This is a genomic window from Stenotrophomonas sp. 2201_Sma (assembly GCF_056486685.1).
Window position 1 is genome coordinate 1,895,462 of the sequence record NZ_CM151329.1, and the last position, 22,727, is coordinate 1,918,188.

20 protein-coding genes are annotated in these 22,727 nt (G+C 61.1%); 14 read left to right on the top strand and 6 right to left on the bottom strand.

The features are described from left to right. Positions 1-120 precede the first annotated feature (120 nt). The 7 genes from ACZLIF_RS08960 (at position 121) to ACZLIF_RS08990 (ending at position 9,855) form a co-directional block, all read left to right on the top strand. Positions 121-1,953, top strand: coding sequence for a monovalent cation:proton antiporter-2 (CPA2) family protein (locus tag ACZLIF_RS08960; RefSeq protein ID WP_111186653.1), 1,833 nt, complete (start codon positions 121-123; stop codon positions 1,951-1,953). Between the two features lie 146 nt (positions 1,954-2,099). Further along, positions 2,100-2,975, top strand: a complete 876-nt coding sequence (gene folD, locus ACZLIF_RS08965) for a bifunctional methylenetetrahydrofolate dehydrogenase/methenyltetrahydrofolate cyclohydrolase FolD (protein ID WP_053517606.1) — start codon at positions 2,100-2,102, stop codon at positions 2,973-2,975. A 266-nt stretch (positions 2,976-3,241) separates the two neighbouring features. Continuing rightward, complete coding sequence (gene guaB / locus ACZLIF_RS08970) at positions 3,242-4,699, top strand: IMP dehydrogenase (RefSeq protein ID WP_279942087.1); 1,458 nt, start codon at positions 3,242-3,244, stop codon at positions 4,697-4,699. A gap of 105 nt (positions 4,700-4,804) precedes the next feature. Continuing rightward, complete coding sequence (guaA, locus tag ACZLIF_RS08975) at positions 4,805-6,370, top strand: glutamine-hydrolyzing GMP synthase (RefSeq protein ID WP_128990520.1); 1,566 nt, start codon at positions 4,805-4,807, stop codon at positions 6,368-6,370. 217 nt (positions 6,371-6,587) lie between these two features. Next, positions 6,588-7,565: an SAVED domain-containing protein gene (locus ACZLIF_RS08980; RefSeq protein ID WP_164972408.1), complete on the top strand. Its 978-nt coding sequence runs from the start codon at positions 6,588-6,590 to the stop codon at positions 7,563-7,565. Positions 7,566-7,695: 130 nt separating this feature from the next. Beyond that, on the top strand, positions 7,696-8,934 hold the full coding sequence (locus ACZLIF_RS08985) for a nucleotide-binding domain-containing protein (protein WP_478462528.1): 1,239 nt from the start codon (positions 7,696-7,698) through the stop codon (positions 8,932-8,934). Positions 8,935-9,015: 81 nt separating this feature from the next. Next, the gene (locus tag ACZLIF_RS08990) at positions 9,016-9,855 is read left to right on the top strand and encodes a DUF4238 domain-containing protein (protein WP_128990524.1); all 840 of its coding nucleotides are present in this window, start codon (positions 9,016-9,018) and stop codon (positions 9,853-9,855) included. A 215-nt stretch (positions 9,856-10,070) separates the two neighbouring features. Here ACZLIF_RS08990 and ACZLIF_RS08995 read toward each other — a convergent pair whose 3' ends face one another. Next, positions 10,071-10,427 carry a hypothetical protein gene (locus tag ACZLIF_RS08995; protein ID WP_478462530.1) on the bottom strand — a complete coding sequence of 119 codons (357 nt, stop codon included), beginning with the start codon at positions 10,425-10,427 and terminating at the stop codon, positions 10,071-10,073. A gap of 554 nt (positions 10,428-10,981) precedes the next feature. Beyond that, positions 10,982-11,905, bottom strand: a complete 924-nt coding sequence (locus ACZLIF_RS09000; RefSeq protein WP_414487924.1) for a LysR family transcriptional regulator — start codon at positions 11,903-11,905, stop codon at positions 10,982-10,984. 97 nt (positions 11,906-12,002) lie between these two features. On the opposite strand from ACZLIF_RS09000, the gene ACZLIF_RS09005 reads away from it, so the two are divergent. From ACZLIF_RS09005 to ACZLIF_RS09025, 5 genes are all read left to right on the top strand, one after another. Then, the gene (locus tag ACZLIF_RS09005; RefSeq protein ID WP_128990293.1) at positions 12,003-12,842 is read left to right on the top strand and encodes a type 1 glutamine amidotransferase domain-containing protein; all 840 of its coding nucleotides are present in this window, start codon (positions 12,003-12,005) and stop codon (positions 12,840-12,842) included. 635 nt (positions 12,843-13,477) lie between these two features. Then, positions 13,478-14,440: a hypothetical protein gene (locus ACZLIF_RS09010; RefSeq protein WP_128990291.1), complete on the top strand. Its 963-nt coding sequence runs from the start codon at positions 13,478-13,480 to the stop codon at positions 14,438-14,440. 71 nt (positions 14,441-14,511) lie between these two features. Next, positions 14,512-14,865 (top strand): hypothetical protein, encoded by a 354-nt coding sequence (locus tag ACZLIF_RS09015; RefSeq protein ID WP_128990289.1) that lies wholly within the window; start codon positions 14,512-14,514, stop codon positions 14,863-14,865. Beyond that, on the top strand, positions 14,862-15,338 hold the full coding sequence (locus tag ACZLIF_RS09020; RefSeq protein WP_128990287.1) for a hypothetical protein: 477 nt from the start codon (positions 14,862-14,864) through the stop codon (positions 15,336-15,338). The genes ACZLIF_RS09015 and ACZLIF_RS09020 overlap by 4 nt, the downstream gene beginning before the upstream one ends. A 566-nt stretch (positions 15,339-15,904) precedes the next feature. Then, complete coding sequence (locus ACZLIF_RS09025) at positions 15,905-16,636, top strand: hypothetical protein (RefSeq protein ID WP_478462532.1); 732 nt, start codon at positions 15,905-15,907, stop codon at positions 16,634-16,636. Between the two features lie 66 nt (positions 16,637-16,702). Here the strand turns inward: ACZLIF_RS09025 and ACZLIF_RS09030 are convergent, their stop codons facing one another. The 3 genes from ACZLIF_RS09030 to ACZLIF_RS09040 form a co-directional block, all read right to left on the bottom strand. Next, positions 16,703-18,586 carry a DNA/RNA helicase domain-containing protein gene (locus tag ACZLIF_RS09030; protein WP_478462533.1) on the bottom strand — a complete coding sequence of 628 codons (1,884 nt, stop codon included), beginning with the start codon at positions 18,584-18,586 and terminating at the stop codon, positions 16,703-16,705. Further along, positions 18,583-18,855, bottom strand: a complete 273-nt coding sequence (locus ACZLIF_RS09035; protein ID WP_227255387.1) for a nucleotide pyrophosphohydrolase — start codon at positions 18,853-18,855, stop codon at positions 18,583-18,585. Before ACZLIF_RS09035 ends, ACZLIF_RS09030 begins: the two co-directional genes overlap by 4 nt. A 249-nt stretch (positions 18,856-19,104) precedes the next feature. Beyond that, positions 19,105-20,484 carry a M1 aminopeptidase family protein gene (locus tag ACZLIF_RS09040; protein WP_478462534.1) on the bottom strand — a complete coding sequence of 460 codons (1,380 nt, stop codon included), beginning with the start codon at positions 20,482-20,484 and terminating at the stop codon, positions 19,105-19,107. A 128-nt stretch (positions 20,485-20,612) separates the two neighbouring features. On the opposite strand from ACZLIF_RS09040, the gene ACZLIF_RS09045 reads away from it, so the two are divergent. Next, positions 20,613-21,395, top strand: a complete 783-nt coding sequence (locus ACZLIF_RS09045) for a 3-hydroxybutyrate dehydrogenase (RefSeq protein ID WP_478462536.1) — start codon at positions 20,613-20,615, stop codon at positions 21,393-21,395. Here ACZLIF_RS09045 and ACZLIF_RS09050 read toward each other — a convergent pair. Further along, positions 21,392-21,763 carry a DUF4180 domain-containing protein gene (locus ACZLIF_RS09050; protein WP_478462537.1) on the bottom strand — a complete coding sequence of 124 codons (372 nt, stop codon included), beginning with the start codon at positions 21,761-21,763 and terminating at the stop codon, positions 21,392-21,394. The genes ACZLIF_RS09045 and ACZLIF_RS09050 overlap by 4 nt on opposite strands. A gap of 225 nt (positions 21,764-21,988) precedes the next feature. Between ACZLIF_RS09050 and ACZLIF_RS09055 the strand changes: the two genes are divergently transcribed. Next, positions 21,989-22,711, top strand: a complete 723-nt coding sequence (locus ACZLIF_RS09055) for a hypothetical protein (RefSeq protein ID WP_478462539.1) — start codon at positions 21,989-21,991, stop codon at positions 22,709-22,711. Positions 22,712-22,727: the final 16 nt, after the last annotated feature.

Below are 22,727 nucleotides of genomic sequence, written 5' to 3' on the forward strand. Positions count from 1 at the left end.
AAGGGGTGGCTGCCGGCATCGTTCCACCTTCAAGACAATCCGGCGCAACATGCGTGCTATTGCCGTCATCCACATTGCTCTATCGTGGTGAGCGATTCTGGGCTCCGGGGAAAGCACCGCATGGCGGTAGAAGCAGCGACCAGCGAGCTGGTCAAGGTGGTTGCCCTGCTGGGCGCGGCGGTGGTGATGGTGCCCTTGTTCCGGCGGCTGGGCCTGGGGTCGGTACTGGGCTACTTCGCCGCCGGCCTGGCGATCGGACCGTTCGGGCTGGGCTGGTTCTCCGATCCGCAGGCCATCCTGCATACCGCCGAACTCGGTGTGGTGATGTTCCTGTTCGTGATCGGCCTGGAGATGCGGCCCTCGCACCTGTGGAGCCTGCGCAAGGAAATCTTCGGGCTGGGCACGCTGCAGATCGTCACCTGCGCGCTGGTGCTGACCAGCATCGCCAAGTTGTTCGGCTTCCCGTGGCAGGTGGCCTTCATCGGTGCCACCGGCTTCGTGCTGACGTCCACCGCCGTGGTGATGCAGCTGCTGGCCGAGCGCGGTGATATCGCGCTGCCTTCGGGGCAGAAGATCGTCTCCATCCTGCTGTTCGAAGACCTGCTGATCGTGCCGCTGCTGGCCCTGGTGGCGTGGATGGCGCCCAGCGCGGGCAGCGCCGATGGCGAGGGCTCGCGCTGGCTGTCGGTGGCGATCGGTGTCGGTGCCATCGTCGGCCTGGTGCTGGTCGGCCGCTTCCTGCTCAACCCGCTGTTCCGCCTGCTGGCCGAATCGAAGGCACGCGAGGTGATGACCGCCGCCGCGTTGCTGGTGGTGCTGGGCGCGGCACTGCTGATGCAGCTGTCCGGCCTGTCAATGGCGATGGGCGCGTTCCTGGCCGGCGTGCTGCTGAGCGAGTCGACCTTCCGCCACCAGATCGAAGCCGATATCGAACCGTTCCGCGGCATCCTGCTCGGCCTGTTCTTCCTCAGCGTCGGCATGGCGCTGGACCTGGGCGTGGTGGCCTCGCACTGGCAGCTGATCGCCGGCCTGGTGCTGGCGCTGATGGCGGCCAAGGCACTGTGCATCTACGTCGTTGCGCGTCTGATGGGCAGTGACCACGCGCAGGCGCTGGACCGTGGCGTGCTGATGGCGCAGGGCGGTGAGTTCGCCTTCGTGCTGTTCTCCGCGGCGGCGGCCGCTGGCGTGATCGACGTGGACATCAATGCCAACTTCACCGCCGTGGTGGTGCTGTCGATGGCGCTGACCCCGCTGGTGGTGCTGGTCTACAAGCGCGTGGCACCGAAGCCGACGGTGAACCTGGAGGGCGTGGACGAGGCCGACGGCCTGTCCGGCAGCGTGCTGCTGATCGGCTTCGGCCGCTTCGGCCAGGTGGCCAGCCAGTCGCTGCTGGCGCGCGACGTGGACGTGACCATCATCGACAACGATGTGGAGATGATCCAGAGCGCGGCGCGGTTCGGCTTCAAGATCTACTACGGCGATGGCACCCGCCTGGACGTGCTGCATGCTTCCGGCGCGGCGACCGCGCGCGCGATCGCGGTGTGCGTGGACAAGGCCGACGCCGCCGACCGCATCGTCGAGCTGGTCGCGCACGAATTCCCGCAGGCCAAGCTGATGGTGCGCTCGTTCGACCGCGAGCATTCGCTGCGGCTGATCCATGCCGGCGTCGATTTCCAGATCCGCGAGACCTTTGAATCGGCCGTGCTGTTCGGTCAGGCCGCACTGGTCGAGCTGGGCGCTGACGAGGACGACGCGATCGAGATCGCCGAACAGATCCGTCGCCGCGACGCCGAGCGTTTCGAGCTGGAAATCGCCGGCGGCGGCCTGAACGCCGGCGCCAAGATGGTGTTTGGCAACTCCGGCCAGGGCGTACCGACGCCGACCCCGTTCACCGCGCCGAAGCGGGCAAGCAAGACCTTGAACCCGCAGGACGTGCCCGAAGAGGAAGAATGAGGGATGCGACCCGTAACGTCACCCGGGGTCAGCGTTCCAAGGTAGCGCCGGGCCATGCCCGGCGAGCGCAGAGGCCGCATTGGCGGTGGGCGAGGGGGCCTGAATCGGGGACAATAGCCTCCCCACCGCCGCCGCCCCCGCATTCGATGAACGATTCCGCCGCCCCGCATCCTGCCCGCATTCTCGATGGCCGCCGCATCGCCGAAGACCTGCTCGACAGCCTGAAGGTGCGTGTCGATGCCCGCATCGCGGCCGGTGGCAGCCGTCCGGGGCTGGCCGTGGTGCTGGTGGGCGGCGACCCGGCCTCGACCGTATACGTGCGCAACAAGCGCCGTGCCGCCGAGAAGGTCGGCATCGAAGCACACGATTACGACCTGCCGGCCGGCACCACGGAGGCCGAACTGCTCGACCTGATCGACCAGCTCAATGCCGATCCGAAGATCAACGGCATCCTGATCCAGCTGCCGCTGCCGGGCATCCCCGATGCACGCCGGCTGATCCAGCGCATCGACCCGCGCAAGGATGTCGATGGCTTCCATCCGGAAAACGTCGGCCATCTGGCCCTGCGCGAGTTCGGCCTGCGCCCGTGCACCCCGCGCGGCATCACCACGCTGCTGGGCCACACCGACCAGCCGGTGCGCGGCCGCAACGCCACGATTGTGGGTGTCAGCAACCACGTCGGCCGCCCGATGGGCCTGGAACTGCTGATTGCCGGCTGCACCGTGACCAGCTGCCACAAGTTCACCCCCAAGGACGTGCTGGAGCAGGCCGTGCGCAACGCCGACATCCTGGTGGTGGCGGTGGGCCGCCCGGGCATCGTGCCGGGCGAGTGGGTGAAACCGGGCGCGGTGGTGATCGACGTCGGCATCAACCGCCTGGACGATGGTCGGCTGGTGGGCGACGTCGGCTTTGACGCGGCGGCGCAGCGGGCGAGCTGGATCACCCCGGTGCCGGGCGGTGTCGGCCCGATGACCGTGGCCACGTTGATGCAGAACACCCTGGAAGCGGCGGAAGCCTCCTGACGTGTGCGCGCCGGGCATGGCCCGGCGCTACCGATGGGTGATGCGCAATGCTGTTTCGAGGGTAGCGCCGGGCCATGCCCGGCGGCTGTCTGCTGTGCCGCTGCGCTCGCCGGGCATGGCCCGGCGCTACCGGTGGGGTGGCCTGGGGCCTTGCGCTACCGGCTGAACGCGGCTTCGCCCGCGCGACACTGCGTCGCATCCACCCCCTGCCACGCGGCGCGAAAACAAGGTAAAATGTCGCGCTTCCCCACATCTCGGGTATGCCGATGCTGCGCATCCAGGCTGAAGCACTCACTTACGACGACGTCTCGCTCGTCCCCGCCCACTCGACCATCCTGCCCAAGGACGTCAACCTTGAAACGCGGTTGACCCGAGACCTGAAGCTCAAGCTTCCGATCCTGTCCGCAGCCATGGACACCGTCACCGAAGCCCGCCTGGCCATCGCCATGGCCCAGCTCGGCGGCATGGGCATCATCCACAAGAATCTCAGCCTGGAACAGCAGGCCGCGGAAGTGGCCAAGGTGAAGAAGTTCGAGGCCGGTGTCATCCGCGACCCGATCACCGTCGGCCCGGAAACCACCATCCGTGACGTGCTGGCCCTGACCCAGGCACACAACATCTCCGGCGTGCCGGTGGTGGGCAGCGACGGCCTGCTGGCCGGCATCGTGACCCACCGCGACATGCGCTTCGAGACCGAGCTGGACGATCCGGTCCGCCACATCATGACCAAGAAGGATCGCCTGATCACGGTCAAGGAAGGCGCCGCGTCCGACGAAGTGCTGCAGCTGCTGCACCGCAACCGCATCGAGAAGGTGCTGGTGGTCAATGACTCGTTCGAACTGCGTGGCCTGATCACCGTCAAGGACATCCAGAAGAACACCGACTTCCCGAACGCCGCCAAGGATCTGTCGACCCGCTTGCTGGTCGGCGCCGCCGTCGGCGTGGGTGGCGATACCGATCGCCGCGTGGAAGCGCTGGTCGCCGCCGGCGTGGACGTGATCGTGGTTGATACCGCGCACGGCCACTCGCAGGGCGTGCTGGACCGTGTCAGCTGGGTCAAGAAGAACTTCCCGCAGGTTCAGGTCATCGGCGGCAACATCTGCACCGGCGAAGCCGCACTGGCGCTGCTGGACAGCGGCGCGGACGCGGTCAAGGTCGGCATCGGCCCGGGCTCGATCTGCACCACCCGCGTCGTCGCCGGCGTCGGCGTGCCGCAGGTCACCGCCATCGATCTGGTGGCCGAAGCGCTGCAGGACCGCATCCCGCTGATCGCCGACGGTGGCATCCGCTACTCGGGCGACATCGGCAAGGCGTTGGCCGCCGGTGCCTCGACCATCATGGTCGGCGGCCTGCTGGCCGGTACCGAGGAATCGCCGGGCGAGACCGAGCTGTACCAGGGCCGTTCGTACAAGAGCTACCGCGGCATGGGTTCGCTGGCTGCGATGGAGAAGGGGTCCAAGGACCGCTACTTCCAGGACGCCGCCACCGCCGACAAGCTGGTGCCGGAAGGCATCGAGGGCCGCGTGCCGTACCGCGGCCCGGTGGGCGGCATCATCCACCAGCTGATGGGCGGCCTGCGCGCCACCATGGGCTACGTGGGCTGCGCCACCATCGACGATATGCGCAGCAAGCCCAAGTTCGTGAAGATCAGCGGCGCCGGCCAGCGTGAGAGCCACGTCCACGACGTGACGATCACCAAAGAGCCGCCGAACTACCGCGCCTGACGCGGGCCGAGCAAAGAGGAACGAGGAAGCTGATTCCCGTTCCTCTTTCTCCATCTGCCGCCGCAAATTCCGACTTCGTTTTCCCTACTGCATTGCCAGGGCGCCATGACCAACATCCATAACGACAAGATCCTGATTCTCGATTTCGGCGCGCAGTACACGCAGCTGATTGCCCGCCGCATCCGCGAACTGGGCGTCTACTGCGAAATCTGGGCGTGGGACCACAACCCGGCCGAGATCGCCGGCTTCGGCGCCAAGGGCATCATCCTGTCCGGTGGACCGGAATCGACCACGCTGCCGGGCGCCCCGGCTGCACCGCAGGAAGTGTTCGACAGCGGCCTGCCGATCTTCGGCATCTGCTACGGCATGCAGACCCTGGCGGCCCAGCTGGGCGGTGCCACCGAAGCCGCTGACCAGCGCGAGTTCGGCCACGCCGAAGTGAATGTCATCAACCCTGATGCGCTGTTCAAGGGCCTGAGCGACCACGGCGGCGAGCCGAAGCTGAATGTCTGGATGAGCCACGGCGACCACGTCTCCGTTGCGCCGCCGGGCTTCACCATCACCGCCACCACCGACCGCATTCCGGTGGCCGCCATGGCCAACGAAGAAAAGCGCTGGTACGGCGTGCAGTTCCATCCGGAAGTGACCCACACCCTGCAGGGCCAGACGCTGCTGCGCCGCTTCGTGGTGGACGTGTGCGGCTGCCAGACCCTGTGGACCGCCGCCAACATCATCGACGACCAGATCGCCCGCGTGCGCGAACAGGTGGGCGATGACGAAGTGATCCTGGGCCTGTCCGGCGGCGTCGATTCGTCCGTGGTGGCTGCGCTGCTGCACAAGGCCATCGGCGACAAGCTGACCTGCGTGTTTGTGGATACCGGCCTGCTGCGCTGGCAGGAAGGCGACCAGGTGATGGCGATGTTCGCCGAGCACATGGGCGTGAAGGTCGTTCGCGTGAACGCCGCCGACCGTTACTTCGCCGCGCTGGAAGGCGTGAGCGACCCGGAAGCCAAGCGCAAGATCATCGGCAACCTGTTCGTTGAGATCTTCGACGAAGAGTCGAACAAGCTGAAGAACGCCAAGTGGCTGGCGCAGGGCACCATCTACCCGGACGTGATCGAGTCGGCTGGCAGCAAGACCGGCAAGGCGCATGTGATCAAGAGCCACCACAACGTGGGCGGCCTGCCAGAGCACATGAAGCTGGGCCTGGTGGAGCCGCTGCGCGAGCTGTTCAAGGACGAAGTGCGCCGCCTGGGCGTCGAGCTGGGCCTGCCGCGCACCATGGTCTATCGCCATCCGTTCCCGGGCCCGGGCCTGGGCGTGCGCATTCTGGGTGAAGTGAAGCCGGAATACGCCGAACTGCTGGCCAAGGCCGATGCCATCTTCATTGATGAGCTGCGCAAGGCCGACCTGTACGACAAGACCAGCCAGGCGTTTGCCGTGTTCCTGCCGGTGAAGTCGGTGGGCGTGGTGGGTGACGCGCGGGCTTATGAGTGGGTGATTGCGCTGCGGGCCGTGGAGACGATCGACTTCATGACGGCGCATTGGGCGCATCTGCCGTATGAGTTCCTGGGGACGGTGAGCAATCGGATCATCAATGAGTTGCGGGGGGTGTCGAGGGTGGTTTATGACATCTCGGGGAAGCCGCCGGCTACTATTGAGTGGGAATGAGTTGAAAGAACGAGGGCGCCGAGAGGCGCCCTTGTTGTTTCTGTGGGATATGGAATTGCTAAAATTCAAGCGATAGACTGCCCGTTATCCCTTTAGGATGTGATCTGAATTCAGCCATAAGGGAGGTAGTAAACCCGATTTATTGCTGCTTCTTAGATTAGGAAAAACGGGGGGGGGGGGGATGAGTCGACACCTGAGTGATCTGGACTCCACGCTGATGAAAATCGCAGTTCCAGCTGCGGTTGCTGGAATTGGAATATTGGCGCCTGGCGCTGTGGACGCCGTAATTGGAGCCATCAACTCAATCTTCCACCTTGGATTGGATCTGGTAGTACCAGCTTGGGTAGGGTGGACGTTACTTGCGATTGGCATCCTGCTGGCCGTATTCGTCTATTGCTCGGCCAATGGCTGGCTTCCTTCGCGTCAGCAAAACTACTTCGCCGTGACGCATACATCATTTCCCACCCCTGCGCCCATGCTTGGTCGGGAGGTTGCGGATAGCGGTCGAGACACTGTAGTCCAACGTATATGTGATCTTTCTCCCTTCTTCGGTCAACATTTGGATGTCGTAGGAGCTCTCCGCCAGCAGGCGCTAATGATCAATGATGTTCGAGCTGCACAACGTTCAGGGCACGTAGTGTGCTATGGCGGCCTGGTGCACATTCCCCTGCAACTTCATTTGGGTAGCGCCATTTCGACAGGGGCCAAAGTTAGGTTTTTTGAGAAGAATAGAAATAGTAATAGTTGGATGGAGCTGCTCATGAAGTCGCCACCATTAGGTGTTTCCACGGAGTGGAAAATGGCCGATAGCCCGACAAGTGCGGTGATTCGTATAAGTATTAGTTATCTTGTTGATGAGTGGGCGATTCGATCATTTGTTGATGATGAAAGTATTCAGGTGCACATAAAGGTGCCCACTCCATGCGTTGATTGTGTCGTCTCATATTCTCAGCTCGATGAAATATCTGCTGAGTTTCGGAGATCTCTGGATCGTCTGCAGTCGCTATTGCCGAAAGATGCCGAAGTTCGCCTCATGTTCGCCGGACCTTCTTCACTGGGCGTTTCAATTGGGCGCCAGATAAGCCACAGCATACACAACAAGGTCTGGGTCTATAACTACAATAGGCAGTCTGATCCGCCATATGCGTGGGCTGTCTTTGTTAACTCGGATGGATTCGAAGTCCGCCACTTGTGAAGGGGGGGGTATGTTTGATGTAACGGCGCTTCTTCAGCGATTTTACGACGAACACGTTCGCCTGGGTGGCGATCGCCGCAATAGGCTGCAGCAGGTGCGAGACTTAAATCTCGCGAAGTTAAATCGGGGCTTGGATGACCTTGCTCTTGAGAGCGGTAGAGCCAAGCCGCACTTCGTGGAGGCAATTACACAGGGTGGATTCGCGATGCATACCCTGAATCAAGATCCTGCAGGTCTGAATGAATACGACATAGATGTAGCAGTAATTTTTAACTCAGATGATCTGCCTGTCAGCTCTCTTGCCGCGCGTCAGAGAGTGCGAGACGCTCTGGGGAAGAGGACTGAACATATGAAGGAGGCCCCCGACCTCCGCACCAACGCAGTCACACTATGGTATCAAGAGGGATATCACGTGGATTTTGCGGTGTTTCGACGGAGAACGGAGCTATCTGGGCGAACTGTTTTAGAGCACGCAAGTACGGATTGGGTCGAGCGCGATCCAAACGCGGTCAATAGGTGGTTCAATCAGTCCGTGTCGCTACTTAGTCCAAAGAATGAGAATGGCCAGCCGGACATAAGGGTTCGTCCAAATCAGTTCAGGAGGATTGTTAGGTTTATTAAGTGGTTCTGCAAGTCCAGGGAGTCGTGGAGCCTGCCTGGAGGTATGGTGGTTTCGAGTCTTGCGGCGGAGTGCTATCAGTTCGATCGCTTTCGCGATGATGTATCTCTTTATAATACTTTAGTTTCAATTGTCCAGAGATTGCAGCGATCATTGGAGATCGAGAATCCTGTTTCAGCTGGAGTCTGGCTTACTGGTCGTGAAGAAAATAGGAATCAGGTTGCACGATTGAAAGCTCAGTTGGAATTGATTGTGCCTAAGCTCAATATCCTATTTGAGCCAAATTGCACGGTTGAAAAGGCCAGAGGTGCTTGGGACTGGGTTTTCAATCACCAGTACTGGGGTGAGGTGAGGGAGGAGGCTCTGGCTGCCTCAGTTAGAGAAGATGTTGAGGCGCCACAAATATATCAGCTGCGGATTCGTTGCGAATTGGCACGAGGAGGGGAGCATGGAGAGATCTATGGCCAGTACCGTACCGCGCAGTATCCCCTTCCGAAGGGGGTTGGATTGAAATTCACGGTGGCGGCAACGAATGTTCCACAGCCCTATGAGATCGCGTGGCACATTCAGAACTCTGGCGACGAGGCATCGGCGGCGGGGCAACTCACATGGGATAGATACAATCAGGCCGAATGCTGGACCAGTACGAAGTACAAGGGGCTTCATAGAATGACGTGCGAGATAAGGCGTCACGGCGCTGTGGTTGCGAAAGCCCATCATGTTGTTCGTGTGAGGGGGATGTGGCGCTAATAGAGCTAAGCTTGTTCGCTATGTGTGGGGGTAATTGCTCATTGCGAGCAGATGTTTGTTTGATAGCTGAGGTTGGTATTAATGGGTGATCATTACATTCCTCGTCACTATTTAAATGGATTCTCGATTGATGAAAGATTGTATGTGTATGACTTGAAGAATAAGATGGTTAGGCGTGGAAAGTCAAAGTCTGAGGCTAATGTTAATGGCTTGTGGTCCAGTGATCTAGAAAGGCATCTTTCTGAAAATATCGAAGGTCCAGCGCAGAGTGCAATAGAAAAAATAAGGCAATTTAAAGGAATATGCGATTCCGAGAAGCATGCTCTTGCAGTCTATCTGCTCACCATGTGGAAGCGTGTGCCGGCCGCTCGTGATAGAACGGCGTCACACATACCTGGGCTCGCGGCGGCGCACAAGATCGAGTATTTTCGTGAGATTGACGCCATGCTGGCTGAAGGAGCGCTTTCCTCCGATGATGCCGTTGAACTAAAAGGCACGATATCTGGGACGCTGGATCGACTTGTCGCAGGATCACCCGACTACTATTGGCACCACACGTTGAAGGAGGGGGCTACGCCGAGAATGATGCAGGCTCTTCGTGCGATGGATTGGACCTTCTTGGTAACCAATTCCGATCCCTATATCACTTGTGATGATCCGGTGTTTTTCTTCCGGGAAATTGGTGTCGGAAGATCTAATTCTGAGCTTAGCATTCCGCTATCGTCATCGGTTACGTTGTTGGCCCACCGGAGTGGACGTTACTCAGGCAAGTTCCGGGATGCGCGTAAGGGTATGGTTGTTCAGCTTAATCGCCGAACGGCATATAATGCCAGAAGATTCATTTATTCGGATCATTTGACGCCTTGGGTTCTGAAGTTGGGGTTGAGAAAGACTTTTCCAAATTTTCTGATTCTGAAGTAGTTGCGATTTAATTTTTCCGCAAGATCAATTTCATTGGCGCGAGTTCTGATTGTTTGCTGTTTGGCTTCGGGCGTGAGCTGAAGAATGAGTAATGATCCGCCGTGTAGTTGGCTCTCGGCGAGTCAGTCACATTGCCTACGTGGCCGATTGCACTTGCTGTTGTGTGTATATGGAATGGATGATTCTCGAGCAGCGAACAGTGCGTGTCGGCATGCTCACTCCGGCCTAACCTCCCGACAAGCCCACTCAAGCAACCCCCGGCAAGCCAGAAACAACCCATCCACCACCCCCTCATCCAAATGCCGCTCCGGATCCGCCGCCACCCGGCAGCGGTCCGCAGCATGCAGCACCTCCAGCACCGTCAGCGCCCCCACCATCGCGCGCTCACTCCTGGCGAGGCTGACTCGCCGTCCAGGCGACACATCGTTTTCCGGCCAAGGCAATCCATCGGCGCCTTCGCAGCGGCGGATGCGCTTGAGGATGCCGATCAGGGAGTTGAGGTCGGGCGGCGGGGTGTCGTCGTTGATGGGCTCAACGGTGGTGTACGAGGAGAAGTTCTCGGAATCGTTCATGGCGTCGGTTTCCCTGGCTGTGCTTGACAGCGCCACCGCGTAAACGGGGTGGCGGACGATGCGTGGCTGCAAACCGGGACGAAGTAGTGCCATGACCGGTGGGTCCGAAGACCCCCACGCACCGCCCGCCATAAAGGCCGACGGATTGCCCGCCGGCACCGTTCAAATACGGTGCCGACGGGCAAGCGTAAACAACAGGCACAGCAATCGTCACGGGTTTGCAGACCCGTAGCCACCCGTTGTCGGTGGCGCGCCATGGTGTTTACGCCGTCGCTCCGAATGCCAATAGAAATTCCCGAAGAAATCGCAGGAATCGAGAGCGAAGAACTATTGTGGCACGCACCATTCGTGCAGCACGCGACATCGCCAGACGCATTCGCGCAGTCACCCTGCTGATTGCGAATCAAACTGGCGTAATCGCCCACGCCACAAGCGAATAGCGCGACAGCCTTCTTAACACCCCTTTCGTCTCAAAATCGGATGGCGACGCTGCCCGATCACCCGCGCACCTGAAAAATCGGTTCAATCACGACACCGCCAGCAGGCAGCGCTCCTCAACGAACACCTTCCTCAACCGCGCCCGCATTCCCCACCAACAACTCAATCATCGCCCGCGCCGCCGCCGACTGCCGCCGATGCGGCGCATAGATCACCGAGAACGGCCGTGACCGCCCCCGGAGCTGCGGCAGCACCTCCACCAGCTGCCCGCGCTGCAACCGCTCGCGCACGATGAACTCATAGCTCTGGCAGATGCCGATGCCCTGTTCGGCCAGCGACACCACGCCCAGCACATCGTCGGAGGTCTCGATGGACGAACGCGGCAGCCAGTCCACGTCGCGCCCCTCGTCGCGGAAGATCCACGGCGCCAGCCGCCCGGTGCGCGGCATCACGAAGGGCAGGCACAGGTGCTGCTGCAGGTCGTCCAGCGTCTGCGGCGTGCCACGGCGTTGCAGGTAGCCCGGCGCGGCCACCAGCAGCAGCGGCGCGTCTTCCAGCTTCCGCCCCACCAGCCCGCTGTCCGGCAGCTGGCCCAGGCGGATGGCCAGGTCGAAGCCTTCGGCCACCAGGTCCACGTTGCGGTTGGTGATGTTCAGTTCCACCTGCACCTGTGGGTACTGCTGCGCAAAGCGCGCCAGCACCGGGGGCAGCCGGTAGTGGCCATAGGTGGTCGGCACGCTCAGGCGCACGCGGCCGGCCAGCGCGCCGTCCTGACCCTGCACGTCGCGCTCGGCGTCGTCCAGCAGGCCGAAGGCCGTGCGCACCTGTTCCCGATAGAGCCGCCCGGCGTCGGTCAGGCCCACGCGGCGGGTGGTCCGCTGCAGCAGCTGCCGGCCCAACCGCGCTTCCAGGCGCGTGACCGCGCGGCTCAATACCGACGGCGTGGTGGACAGCGCCACCGCGCCCGCCGTGAACGAGCCGTGCTCCACCACCGCCAGGAACACCTCCACATCGCCCAGGTAGTCGAACTTGCGGCTCATTTGGCTCTCCGGGGAACAGATGTTTTGCGATGAGGCCAATTTATCGCCGCTGGGGTGATGAATAAAGTGGCCGCCATTCCCCGAACAGGAGCTCCCCATGAACCTGATGACCCGGCTGGCCGCAGCGCTGGCCCTGACCCTGGCCGCCACCGGCGCGCAGGCCGCCAACGTGCTGGTGGTGCTGTCCGACGAAAACCAACTGGACCTGAAGGACGGCAAGGTGCTGGCCACCGGCTTCTATCTCAACGAGCTGATGCAGCCGGTCAAGCTGCTGCTGGACGCGGGCCACGCGGTGACCTTCGCCACGCCGCAGGGGCGGGCGCCGACGGTGGATGCGTCCTCGGTGACGGCGGCGTACTTCGGCAACGATGCCGCGCAGCTGACGCTGCACAAGGACCTGCTGGAGAAACTGGCGCTGACCTCGCCGACGGCCTCCCCGGTGGTCAGCCTGGCGCGCATCGAGCAGCAGGGTTACGCGCGGTTCGATGCGGTCTACATTCCCGGCGGCCACGCGCCGATGCAGGACCTGCTGAAGAGCCAGGCGCTGGGCAGGCTGCTGGCCGACTTCCACCAGCGCAACAAGACCACCGCACTGGTCTGCCACGGGCCGATCGCACTGCTGTCCACGCTGCCGGATGCAGCAGGTTTCGTGGCAAAGCTGGACGCGGGTGCGATGCCGGCCACGCCGAACTGGATCTACAGCGGCTACCAGATGACGGTGATCAGCAACCAGGAAGAAGAACAGGCCAAGCCGCTGCTGGGCGGCGGCGAGATGAAGTTCTACCCGCAGACCGCATTGCAGCGGGCGGGTGCGAAGTTCAGCAGCAACATCACGCCGTGGACCGGCCATGTAGTGGTGGACCGCGAGCTGATTACCGGGCAGAACCCGGCCTCGGCGCTGGAAGTCGGGCAGCGGTTGCTTGAGCGGTTGAAGTAGATATCGACGGTCGAATCAGGTAGAGGGGAATTGTCCATACTGCGCATGGCTGGCACCACAGGGTCTCCTGCGGCAGCGGCGTCGTGGCGGTTTGGTGACGCAATTGGCTCGCTTGGCTGATGGGGCGGTGTAGCAGTTGAGTGTAGGCGTCTGGACGTTCTTGTTCCTAACCCGTACTTTGAAGGTAATTCATTCTAGAGTCGGGAGGCATCGGGCGATTTGGCCCGTCAAGGTGACGATGATGGTCCGGGACGGCTGTCCGTACTTCACAGTGGCAATATATAGAGGGGCTTTTGGCACCGAGCATGTGGCGAAAGCGTTGAATGCTTTGGTCGAAGACATTCGCATCATCAATACGCCTGCTTCGGCGGAAGGCGGAGCGGCTTCGCTTTCACCCAGCGTAGTGGCGGATACCTCAGCGCCGAGAAACTCTGGACTATTACCGCATGCGGCATCTTTTGGCTCAATGGCTTGATAGTAATGCTGTAAATTTTTTGTCCCTTATGCTGCTTAGCATTGTGGTCGGCTGACATCTGGAATCGGAATTCCCTGGTACTTGACGTTCATGAATCAATCCGACGACTATCGGAGGTCAAGGATGTATTGGCTTTGCGGTCTCTACAGAGGGCTCGATCGTGACTGATGCTGACAGTTCGGGGGTTGGTTACCTAAAGTTGTATGGCGAGGCGGTACCCACTGGGATAATTTCGGCCTCTGCTGCGGGAAATGTGCTACTTGGTCTCGACGATTGCATTAAGTATTTTTGCAGGAGGCAGGCTCCTGGTTTGGCCGCAGTTGACTATGAGATCCCCGTAAAGACTGCTGAAGGTTCCTGGGTCGTCTGGATTCAAGAACACGGGATGCTTGTGGCTTCCGGGGTAGTCACCATAGGCGCAGGGGCCTACGTAAAGAAGGCTGCTGAGAAGATGGCGGAAAAGGACTTCAAGGACATCGGTCTTTCAGATGTGGTGCGAAAGTCTCTAGATGCGTTCAAGAAGCTCATTGATGTGCTCAAGCACACCAAAGGAAATCGTGAGTGGGCTAGTGACCTTCACTGGCCCGGAGCTGGGGTTGTCGGAATTAAGAATGAATCCGGCGAGATCATCTATGTTCCGATTGAATACCTAAAGTGGTACATGGAAATACCATCGGCCATGTTGAAGCGAATTTCATCAACGGTTCGGGAGGGGCGTTCCTTGGAAATTGGCGTTAGGAATGGCGATGGTGGCAATTTTGAAGCGACCACGATCACCGTTGAAGAGAAGTCATTCTTCGGCCACCAGCCGGCAGCCAATGACGATGGAGAGTTCCTGTTTCCAGAGTTGGAACATGGCGATGAAGTGCGCCTGGAAGGGAGGCTTACGCGAGGCAATGAGAACGCAAACTCATTGGGCCTTGAGTATCACGGGCATGTATTGAATTGTGTTCCCGGTGTTGGGAATATCAAGAAATACAAGCCGGCGCTCTTTCTTCATTGCGTTGTCGAAGGGACAGTGTCACGCCTCTACAAGCAATCTCACGTCGCAGAGCGACGGCCGACCATCATCGTCTATGACATTACGCCGCTTGAGTCAGACGACCAACTTACTCTCCTGTAGTTCAGTAGAGCAGATGGAAGCCAATCTGGCAGGTCTAGAGTGTTTCCTGCGTACAAGCAGAGGGGACTTCAATGAGCCAACGCATTGATGACGCAGTTGACCTTTTGCACGCCATTCTTTTGGCTCACAAAGCAGCTCCATGCAATAGCTCTGGTGATGTACGCCGGATTCGAATCCGAGCGGTTAAGGATGTTGCTGAGGCACGCGGTGTCACTCATCAAGACATTGCGGACGTATACATTCGCAGGCTGATTCCTTACGTCAAGCAAACCAGGCACTTCGATGCGCTGGTGAGTAAATGGATACAAGGAGACTCGATAGAGCTAAAGGCTGCACTGGAGAAGAGCTGTTTGGATTGCGGTGACTCTAGACGAGTTGAAGCATTTTTTGCAGTCAATCATCTGCCATTAGGAGATGAGGCGTGACTGCGTTCTTGGCAATCTGGGGTGCATTGCTGTCCTCACTCATGGCCGGATTTGAAGTGTTCCGCTTCATCAATCGCGCCCGACTCCGAGCAATGGTTCAAGATGGGCTTCTGATTTTTACGCCAGGGCAACGAAATGATGGCGTATTGCATCTTGGTTTTACCGTCAAAAACATTGGTAGTCAGGCAACAACGCTGGAGAGTGTTGCGGTATACGGCTTCACTCGGATGCCTTGGAAATGGCGAAGGCCCTTTAGCAGGTTTGAACGGACCAAAGCTGCAGTCCTCAACGTTGAATCGATTCCATTTGTTCTACAGCCCGGACACAAGTGGAGTGCTCACCTGCCACAACAGCGAGTTCAAGAGGCATTTGCGGTATGTGACCGTGTATCGTTCGTCATCAATCACAGCATGGCGAGAACAGAAATTCTTTTGCCGCATGTCTTTAAGCACAAGCAGAGCGATGATGACTAGAACAGAACGCCCCGGCCATCTTGACGGATGACCGGTGTGAGCTACTTTGAAGGGAAGGTTTGTGGGTGAGCGAAACCCAAGGACGATCTAAGGCAGGAATCAGCTACCGAGCCCAGGCGGTGGCCTCATGGTGTCAGCCTGCCAAGCCAGGGTTCGATCCTGTAGTTAGTGACAATTGAACTGGCGTTTCGCGTTTGTTCTCGAGGAAGTATGCGCAGACGTCCTTGCCGCTGAATTGAAAGTGTCCCTCTTCTACTGGAAGGATACTTCCCGGGTTCACCTCCGTTTTACCCGGATACCTACAAGAAGGCCGATTCAGACCTTGAGGAGTACTCATGTCAGCACGTAGGAGGTTCAGTGCCATCGAGCGACGCCACAATCCGAGGATGCGGCAACGGGGCGTCAGGCAGGATCAGAGGGTAGCCGCTCTTCTAGAGCCGTCCGTGATGCCGGGGTAGAGCCCAGTAAGGCGCGTTCCGCATCGCATGCGGCGCCGTGGCATCATGGCGGACTGGCCCCGTCCTTTTGGGTGAGGCCGGTTTTCCAGGGAAGCCCTTCAATACGACATGCGAACGTCCTTCTTCATTCTTTCCGCCCTGTGCCTGGGCCTGCTGTCCGGGTGCGCCAGCGGCCCGGAGCAGCACACCTCGATCCGCGAGATTACCGGTGCCTTCGTGGCCGACGATGGCCAGCTGTACCTGCTGCCGCGCTACGACGAACCGATGCGCTTCGATGCGGCGCCGTTCCGTGACTACCGCGCCCTGATGGACAGCCCGCTGCGCGAGGCGGTGGTGTGCGCGCAGATGTACTTCCACGAGGATTGGCGCGACCCGGCCAACAAGGCCAAGGTGCATGGCAGCTACGCGCTGCTGCTGCGGCCGGAGCAGGTGACGCCGCAACAGGCGGCGCAGTTCAGGCTGGAACGGATTGACGTCACACCGCGAGAAGCCAAGGTGGTCGATGAGCGCGCGCGCTACTACCTGCCGCTGGAGCGGAGCCGTTACTCGCTGGCTTTTGATCGTGCCTGCGCTCTTTCAAAGAAGGGTGGCAGCTATTACAGCGCCTTGTTCGAGGGCGATGGCGAACGCGTGCAGCTGCCGGACGCTGCGGTGCTGGCGGAGAAGGCGGCGCTGGCGCAGCCGATCAACGCGCGCGCCGAGCGTATCCTGCCGGAGCGGGAGGACGGGCCGGGCGTGGGGTCAGCGGCGGGCAAGGTGCTGGGCGCCGCTTTGATTCCTGTGGCGGTTCCGGTGTTTGTGTTGAGCCTGCCGTTTCTGGGGCCGGATCACTGGAAGTGATGGGTTGAGGGGGAGCATCTTCGCCCCGCGTGAATCTACCGCTGATGGCCTGTCAGGTGGAGGCGCTCAGGCCTCCACCTCTACAGCGTGCTCAACGCTGGCGACGGACTGCAGTCGGGCCCTGAAGTAGGCGGCAACCTGCGGATCGGTCGCGTAGACGTAGCAGCCCTTCATCCCTCGGGTCATCAAGGTGCGGTAGGTGTTCTTGATGATGGTGTCCGCGAGTTCAGCGGCGTGGGCGGGATGAGCCTTTGACAGCTTCACTAAACCCTTCATGGTTTTGTCGTGCCGGTCCCGCGCGCGCGGCACGGTCTTGAGCGCGCCGTCCTGCATGACGAGGTCCGGCCTGATGATCACCCCGATGTAGTCCACTTCCAGACCCTGGCAGGTATGGATGCATCCCACCTGGTCGATCGAGTCCGGCGAGATGATCCAGAGGCTTCCGTCGTCATTGAGGTTCCATTGGCGCTGGTAGCTGCCGATGACAATGTCCATCTCCTTGCTGTTCTTCTTGCTGTTCCAAGGCCAGCAGTAGCCGGCCACAACGCGCGCACGGTTGCCGGTGTTCCTCGCTTCGATGGCGGCATGCAGCGCGGACGGATCATCGAATACCTGGAAGTCGTAGCTGTTCTCGTCCAGCGTTGTGTTTGCGGTGGGCCGGATCTGCAGCACATCGTCCAGCCACGCCAGATAGCCGTCTGAACCCGCGCAACGGAACTGCGAAGACAGTACGTATTCCTCCACCGTCGCTCCACGGGCAATCGCGAAGTCCCGGATGGCCTCTTTGGTGCCGACATCCTTCAGCGTGACGCGCTGGTCTTCATCGATGAAGAACACACTGCATAGTGCGGCATTTATCAGTTCCTGGATCTGGTGCGTGCCCAGGTTCCCATAGAACCCGCTCTTCTCGGTAAGGCGGTGTGCCTCGTCCACGACCAACACGTCATACGCGTTCTGTGCCGACTCGGTAAAGGAGCCGGACCCGCCGAAAAGATGCACCAGATGGGCGTTCTCGGGCTTCTGGATGAGCGTGTTGCTGTAGACGGCGCGAGGTGCCGCATTCTTGGAGATGTACTTGACGGTCAACCCATCGCGAAGCGCGGCAAGAAGATTCACCGCGACAATGGACTTGCCCGTGCCTGGACCACCTTCGACGATGACGACGCGGGGCTTTCCGCTGGCGTGCGCTTGGGCACACGCGGCCTTGGCGGCTTCAAATACCTGCTTCTGCTCATCAAGCAGCGCAAAGGCACTGTTTCCCCTCAACAGCCGATGCACATCGTCGGCGAGCGCCTTGGAAGGGCGGATTCGCCCATTCTCCAGCTCGGCAAGCACGAACGCGCCATCGCCTTTGCTGGTGTGCTGACTGATGAAGCCACGCAGCTTTTCGAGGTCCCCGGTGCTCTTCAGGAAGAGCGGGGCACGTTCGATGTAGGGCTGATAGTGGGGCGAATCGATCACACCGTCCGGCACATAGTTGTGCAGGTAGGCGCAGGGGTGGAGCTGGAGTTTTCCTTCATGGACCGCTTCGTTGAAGCCTTCCAGGAATGCAGCATAGGACCACGCCTGATAGCTGGGGTGAACGAGTGCTTGCCCTTCGCGAAGCTCCACGATGGCGTCGCGTTTGGTCGGCTTGATGGCGGACCATTGCTTGAGCTCGACAATGATAACGTGGGGTGAACCGTCCTCGGAGCGACCGGTCAGGACGACGTCGATGCGCTTCTTCGACTGGGGAAGAATGAACTCCACCGCCACGCCGATGTCATCGGGAATGGAGTGATGGGTGATTGCACGCGCGACGTACCGAAGCGACTCGCGCCAGGAACGGATCTCGGACTCGCCTACGTCGCCCTTCGTCGCCGCCTTGAAGCTGGCGCGGATGACCTCCTCGATCTCCTCGTCGTTGCATTGGCGAAGGAAGGACGCCTTGTCTGCCTGGTAGACGATCATGGCTGCGACAGCTTGTTGTACTTGGTGCTGACGCCCCGCGAGAGGTCCACCGGGTACTTGGCGGCATTGGTGGCCAGCTTGCTGCTGACGGCTTCGTTCAGATCGATGCCGAGCACGTCCGACAGCCGGATGAGGTACAGGGCTACATCGGCAACTTCATCGCGTACGGCCTTGGCGGTGGTTTCCGAAGTCGCCGCCTTGAACGAGTCGGCCTCTGTCATCCACTGGAAGATCTCGTTCAGCTCTCCAACTTCGCCGGAAAGGGCCATGACAAGATTCTTGGGGGAGTGAAACTGGGCCCAGTCACGGGCTTCGGCGAACTCCCTGAGCGCTTGGGCAGCGCCCCGAACCTCGACAAGAGGGTGTTCCATGGCATGGCCTTATACGACAGGGTTTGGCCAATTCTACCCATGCCAGTGGGGCGTAAGCGACATTTCGGCCTTGCCCTGCAATCAACAAGGGCGCCAATGGGCGCCCTTGTTGGTGATGCGATCAGGCGATGATTGCCCGTCCCGGCATCAGCCCCGACACCTCGGCCTGCCCCCTGCCACACAGCTGGCCTGCCAGTGCTGCCAGGCCTCGGCATCGATACTGGCCTTCAGTGCAATGGCCTGCAGCTCCGCCCAGTCTTTCGGTGAAGGCGCGGCCAGCAGCCCGCGCATGAAGGCCTGCATCTTCGCCTCACCCACCTGCTTTTCCAGCGAAAGTAGCAGCAACGGACCATAGACGTAGCGATACATCTCGCCCAGGTCCGAGTGGCCATCGACGGCATCGAACGCCGGCAGCGGCGTATCCAGCGCATCGACGGCCGCCTGCAACCTCGCAACATAGCGGTCCGCCGCAGCGTCACCACTGATCTGACGCAGCGCCTTGATCGACAGGAATTCGGCGCTGGATTCCAGCAGCACCCAGTAGTACGGCCCCTGCGGACGGTTGAGCGTGCCGAAGTAGTAGTGGCCCATTTCGTGCGCGATGTACTGCACGCGCCGCTCGGCCTGTTCACCGCCAGCCAGCAACGAATCGGCCACATTGCCGATGCTGCCGCTCATGGCGATGGTCGGCCAGGTGGCGAAGCCCCATTCGCTGCCGTCGCGGTCGCGCTCGGCCTGGTTGAGCGTGACCATGCGCAGGAAGGTGGGGCGGTCGGCCAGCGGCACGCCCATGTAGCGCGCGTGCACGTCGGCCACCTGCTGCACGACGCGGGACAGCGCGTCGACCTTGGGCGTGGGCAGGCTCTCGTTGAGGAGGGTGACCTGCGCGGTGTGGGTGATCGGGCCGCTGCCACCGAACAGCAGGATGGGCCGCGCGTTGTCGCTGCGAAAGCGGCCCTGCGTGCCTTCGATGGCGGGGCTGCCATTGAGGTACAGGAAGCGGCAGCCGCGGCAGTCCACCTGCAGGTCGTAGCGGCTTTCGCTGCCGCGCACGCGGGCCTTGGGGTCGAACGCCTGAGGCAGCCATGCAGACTGCTCGGTAAAACGGGCGCTGTCGCCGTTGAAGGCCATCATGCCTTTGAAGTCGCCCATGGCATCGTGCTTCGGGTACAGCGGGAACGCGCCCACGTACTGCACGCAGAGCGTGGCCGTGGGCTCGGCCAGAGTGTAGACGCGCGCCTCGCCATCCACGCCCGGGTCGTACCAGCCATCGAACCCGACCGGCTTGCCCTCGTCATCGGTGACCCGTGCGACGTTCAGACCGGCATTGAGCACGAAGTGGCCCTGTGCGTCGGCGGGGCGATTGGACAGGCATGCATCGCCCTCCACGCGGCCACTGGCGATATCCAGGCGCACACTGCCAGTGGTGAGCGGCGTTGCCAGCTGCTCGGGCGATGCGGCTTGGCTGAGGGCAGGAGCGAGCAGTGCGGCGAGGGCCGCCGGCAGCAGGGCCTTGCTGGGGTTCATCGAGCCATCCTTGGGTGGATGGCGCCGACTATAGAGCCAATATGAATTCCTGCCGAGAGGGGCGCATCCACGCGTGGCGTGTAGTTGCGGAGCTACACTGGCCCCCTGCACGTGATGGAAGCTTGCCCATGTTGAACGGAAAGGTCGCAGTGGTTACCGGCTCCACCAGCGGTATCGGTCTTGGCATCGCCACGGCGCTGGCGCGACAGGGCGCCGACATCGTGCTGAACGGCTTCGGCGATGCGGCGCAGATCGAGAGCCTCCGCGCCAACCTCGAGGCGGAGTTCGGTGTGCGGGTGGCGCATGACGGCGCCGATCTGTCCCGGGGCGAGGCCGTACGGAACATGATCGCCAACGCCGTCGCGAGGATGGGGCGTATCGACGTCCTGGTGAACAACGCGGGCATCCAGCACACCGCATCGATCGAGGAATTTCCCGTAGAGAAGTGGGACGCGATCCTGGCGCTGAATCTCTCGGCGGTGTTCCATGCCACGGCGGCGGCCTTGCCCTACATGAAGCAGCAGGGCGCCGGCCGCATCATCAACATCGCCTCGGCGCATGGGCTGGTGGGCTCGGTGAACAAGTCGGCCTATGTGGCAGCCAAACATGGTGTGGTGGGATTGACCAAGGTGACCGCGCTGGAAAATGCCGGCACCGGCATCACCGCCAATGCCATCTGCCCCGGGTGGGTTCGCACGGCGCTGGTGGAGCAGCAGATCACCGCGTTGGCCGAGCGCGAGGGCATCGATCAGGAGTCTGCCACGCGTGCGCTGCTGGCCGAAAAGCAGCCCTCTTTGCAGTTCGTCACCCCCGAGCAGCTGGGAGAAATGGTGGTGTTCCTTTCCTCGGACGCCGCCGCCCAGATCACCGGCACAGCGTTGCCGGTGGATGGGGGCTGGACCGCGCGCTAGCGGGCCGGCGCCGCAAGCCGCGCCCGCAGCGCGTCCCAGTCGGCCACGAAACAGCCCTCGCGGCCGCGATTGCACTCGGTGATCCACGCATCCAGTGATTCGCTGCGCGCCCGGTGGGCGCTGACATCCCCCAGCACGGCAAAACGCAGGCGGTAGTTCACCAGCATCTGCATCCATTGCCCGGCCACGCCCGAACGCAGATCGAAGAAGTCCGGCGAGAGGCGCTGCACCGGAACCACGATCCACTCGGCAGGGTGACCCAGCGCGTCGCCGACGAGGTCGCGCAGGCCGTTGGCATCCAGCACGGGGCCTTGGTCATGGACGCGCAGGAGGGTGGTGTCGCCGATCTTTTCCAGGTGCGGGTGCATGGGGGGAAGTGGGAGGTTCTGAGCGGAGTGGGCAGTGAATACATGCAGTCTAAGCCGAATGTCGCAATGCGCTTGGTATGGCGGTCGGCTGCTCCGCCAACGCGGAATAAATTGCCTTTGCTTTCATTGGTTTGGCAGGTCGCGGCGTCATGCCTGTTGCCTCTGCACCGCCTGATGGGGCTTGAGTGTCGCCGACACCGCCTTGGTTTCATGGTGCACGTTGAGATGATCGCTACATTGACCGTGAAGTTCGTCCCACAGAGGCTGTCTCTCTCAGAGGCATACGCCTATTCGGCTGCATTGATCGAGAATCTTGGAGAGCTCACGCCTGATTTCCGGCAATGGTGGGGCATGCCGAAAGGGCCGAAGGACCATTTCGTGTCATTCGTAGAGCGATCGAGGATCATCGCCCGAACGGAAGCGGACGATGCCGAGTTTCCAGAGCTTCGGCATGCCGGCGCTCCCGGCCTGCTGTTGACGAACGCGGGAGATGAGGCGAGCTGGAGGGCGCGCGGACGGGTTGGGCTGGCGATCTCTCCAAGCTTTGGCTCGATTCGGATCAGCATCAGCGATGTGGAGGTGGTCTTCGAGCGGCCATCGCGCGTGCTGTGGACGATTCTGGATGCGATGTCCAAGCGGCCCGATGTGTGTTTGATACAGACGAACGTGAAACAGCGTGTGGGTGCTGATCTACTGCTTTACAGCCTGCATCGAGCACCGTTTCCCCATCGTGAGTTCCTGGGCTGGATGGGATACGTGGATGAGGCGCTCACCCGTGATCAGGTTCCTGCTGCGGAAAAGCTTGAGCGACGGGGCAATGGCACGCTCATCCTCGCCACCGACGTACTCGACCTGTCCGACCCGCATGCCGTGCAACAGGCCAACCAGGTCGAGATGAGCCTGGTCGATCTTGGGTTGCTTCCGGTCATCGACCCTGCGTTGAAGTAGCACTCGTTGCTGAGGA

Bases quoted from the DNA above. Each gene is read 5' to 3' on its own strand.
- ACZLIF_RS08960 (WP_111186653.1), top strand. From the start codon at position 121: ATGGCGGTAGAAGCAGCGACCAGCGAGCTGGTCAAGGTGGTTGCCCTG.
- folD (WP_053517606.1), top strand. From the start codon at position 2,100: ATGAACGATTCCGCCGCCCCGCATCCTGCCCGCATTCTCGATGGCCGC.
- guaB (WP_279942087.1), top strand. From the start codon at position 3,242: ATGCTGCGCATCCAGGCTGAAGCACTCACTTACGACGACGTCTCGCTC.
- guaA (WP_128990520.1), top strand. From the start codon at position 4,805: ATGACCAACATCCATAACGACAAGATCCTGATTCTCGATTTCGGCGCG.
- ACZLIF_RS08980 (WP_164972408.1), top strand. From the start codon at position 6,588: ATGAAAATCGCAGTTCCAGCTGCGGTTGCTGGAATTGGAATATTGGCG.
- ACZLIF_RS08990 (WP_128990524.1), top strand. From the start codon at position 9,016: ATGGGTGATCATTACATTCCTCGTCACTATTTAAATGGATTCTCGATT.
- ACZLIF_RS08995 (WP_478462530.1), bottom strand. From the start codon at position 10,427: ATGAACGATTCCGAGAACTTCTCCTCGTACACCACCGTTGAGCCCATC.
- ACZLIF_RS09000 (WP_414487924.1), bottom strand. From the start codon at position 11,905: ATGAGCCGCAAGTTCGACTACCTGGGCGATGTGGAGGTGTTCCTGGCG.
- ACZLIF_RS09005 (WP_128990293.1), top strand. From the start codon at position 12,003: ATGAACCTGATGACCCGGCTGGCCGCAGCGCTGGCCCTGACCCTGGCC.
- ACZLIF_RS09015 (WP_128990289.1), top strand. From the start codon at position 14,512: ATGAGCCAACGCATTGATGACGCAGTTGACCTTTTGCACGCCATTCTT.
- ACZLIF_RS09025 (WP_478462532.1), top strand. From the start codon at position 15,905: ATGCGAACGTCCTTCTTCATTCTTTCCGCCCTGTGCCTGGGCCTGCTG.
- ACZLIF_RS09030 (WP_478462533.1), bottom strand. From the start codon at position 18,586: ATGATCGTCTACCAGGCAGACAAGGCGTCCTTCCTTCGCCAATGCAAC.
- ACZLIF_RS09035 (WP_227255387.1), bottom strand. From the start codon at position 18,855: ATGGCCCTTTCCGGCGAAGTTGGAGAGCTGAACGAGATCTTCCAGTGG.
- ACZLIF_RS09040 (WP_478462534.1), bottom strand. From the start codon at position 20,484: ATGAACCCCAGCAAGGCCCTGCTGCCGGCGGCCCTCGCCGCACTGCTC.
- ACZLIF_RS09045 (WP_478462536.1), top strand. From the start codon at position 20,613: ATGTTGAACGGAAAGGTCGCAGTGGTTACCGGCTCCACCAGCGGTATC.
- ACZLIF_RS09050 (WP_478462537.1), bottom strand. From the start codon at position 21,763: ATGCACCCGCACCTGGAAAAGATCGGCGACACCACCCTCCTGCGCGTC.
- ACZLIF_RS09055 (WP_478462539.1), top strand. From the start codon at position 21,989: ATGATCGCTACATTGACCGTGAAGTTCGTCCCACAGAGGCTGTCTCTC.